Source organism: Ralstonia sp. 1138 (assembly GCF_040544795.1).
Taxonomy (GTDB): Bacteria; Pseudomonadota; Gammaproteobacteria; order Burkholderiales; family Burkholderiaceae; genus Ralstonia; species Ralstonia flatus.
The window spans coordinates 1-2,093 of sequence record NZ_JBEPKQ010000021.1; the positions used below are offsets into that span (position 1 = coordinate 1).

The window sequence follows — 2,093 nt, forward strand, 5'->3', positions numbered from 1 at the left end:
TGTCAGCAACACGATCAAACTGACCCAGCAGCAGCACTTTGGAAATGACCCACCGGGCTAGGATGGGCCCTTTTCGGAGGGCCAGTGCTAACCAGGGAGGAGATTGTGGAGATCCGGGTGTTGGCCCGCCAGGGCAAAGGTATTCGAGAGATTGCAAGGGAGTCAGGGCTGTCGCGCAATACGGTGCGCAGGTACCTGAGGAGTTGTGCGGAGGACGAGCGGCCGCCGCGAGCTGGTCGGGTGGAGAAGCTGGATCCGTTCAAGGCCTATTTGCGCGAGCGGGTGAGCGCCGCGCGTCCGAACTGGCTGCCGGCAACGGCGCTGTTCATCGAGATTCAGGCGCTCGGCTACAGCGGCGGTCTGACCCGTCTGCGCATGTTTCTGCGCTCGCTGCACGTGACGGCGGCACCCGAGCCAGTGGTGCGCTTCGAGACGGCGCCTGGTCACCAGATGCAGGTGGACTGGATCGTGTTCCGTCGTGGTCAGTCACCGCTGTCGGCGTTCGTTGCCACCATGGGCTATAGCCGTGCCAGCTATGTCGAGTTTGTCACCGACGAGAGGCTGCCCACCTTGCTGGGCTGCCACGAGCGCGCCTTTGATTTCTTCGGTGGCGTGCCTCATGAGGTTCTCTACGATAACGTCAAGACGGTGGTGATCGGCCGCGATGCCTATGGACCTGGCCTGCATCGATACCAGCCTGCGTTCCTAGACTTCTCCGCTCACAGTGGCTTTGTGCCGCGGCTGTGCAAACCGTATCGGGCCAAGACCAAGGGCAAGGTCGAGCGGTTCAACGGGTACCTGCGCCGCAGCTTCTACAATCCGCTGGCCAGCCGTCTGGCACAGGACCGCTTGCTACTCGATGCCGACACCGCCAACGGCGAGGTGGTGCGCTGGCTGCGCAACGTTGCCAACGTTCGTGTACACGGTACGACCAAGCAGGCCCCGCTGGATCTGCTGCGGATTGAACAACCCCGGCTGCAACCATTGCCGCCACCATGGCGTGCAGAACTGCCTCCGTCATCCAAGCCCAGGCTGCCCGAGCGCAAGACGTTTGACGACACGCCGCTGCAACACCGCCTGTCGGTCTACCAGGCACTGCTGACGGAGGTGCGTTGATGGATCTACAGCATGAACGCATTACCCAGGCCTGTCGGCAACTACATGTCGATGCCATGGGCGAGCAGTACGCCATGCTGGCATCCCGCGCAGCGTCGAACCAGTTGACCTTCGCCGACTTCTTTGAAGCGCTGCTCAAGACCGAGCTGGACGCCAAACAGGTGCGCACTCGCGCAATCCTGTTGCGCACGGCAGGCTTCCCGGTGCTCAAGACGCTGGAGGAGTTCGACTTCCTGTTCGCTCACGGCGTTACCAAGAAGGCGTTGATGGAACTGTCGTCGATGGCCTTCGTCGAGCGCTCGGAGAACGTCGTACTGCTCGGGCCATCGGGGCTTGGCAAGACACATCTGGCGATCGCCCTGGGCTACATCGCCACGCAGATGGGCATCAAGACCCGCTTCATCTCGGCAGCCGACTTGGTGATCGCACTGTCGGCGGCGTCTCGCCAGAACCGGTTGGCCGAGTTCCTGCGTCGCAACATCACCAACGCCAGACTGCTGATCATCGATGAGATCGGCTATCTGCCACTGGGCCGCGAGGAGGCCAACCTATTCTTCCAGGTGGTGGCCAAGCGTTACGAGAAGGGCTCGCTGATCGTGACCAGCAATTTACCGTTCGGCCAGTGGGACCAGGCGTTCGCCGGCGACCAGACGCTGACCGCCGCACTGCTGGATCGGCTGCTGCATCACAGCCACGTCCTGCAGATCAAGGGCGAGAGCTATCGCCTGAAGGACAAACGCAAGGCCGGCGTCATCCGGTCCAGCGTGTCGGAACCGGTTGGGCATCTGCTGGAGGGTCAACCTTCCTGATGCCCAGCAGGATTGCTTGACCCAGGGTCAAGCCAGGTTGATGACCAGCACTGCCAACTGACCCTGGGTCAGATCTCGGTGATGGCCATCATGTTCGGTGACCCGGTGGGTCACTTCCAAAGTGTTGCATCCCCTCTCGGGTGGGTCACTCCTAGAGTGTTGTTGACA

At 61.9% G+C, this 2,093-nt stretch carries 2 protein-coding genes; both read left to right on the forward strand.

The window, feature by feature from the left end:
• Positions 1-84: 84 nt before the first annotated feature.
• A complete protein-coding gene (gene istA / locus ABIC76_RS25510) occupies positions 85-1,116 on the forward strand; it encodes an IS21 family transposase (RefSeq protein ID WP_354535650.1) in 1,032 nt (343 codons plus the stop codon).
• Positions 1,116-1,925 (forward strand): IS21-like element helper ATPase IstB, encoded by an 810-nt coding sequence (istB, locus tag ABIC76_RS25515; RefSeq protein WP_354535651.1) that lies wholly within the window; start codon positions 1,116-1,118, stop codon positions 1,923-1,925. Before istA ends, istB begins: the two co-directional genes overlap by 1 nt.
• Positions 1,926-2,093 lie beyond the last annotated feature (168 nt).

Bases quoted from the DNA above. Each gene is read 5' to 3' on its own strand.
- istB (WP_354535651.1), top strand. From the start codon at position 1,116: ATGGATCTACAGCATGAACGCATTACCCAGGCCTGTCGGCAACTACAT.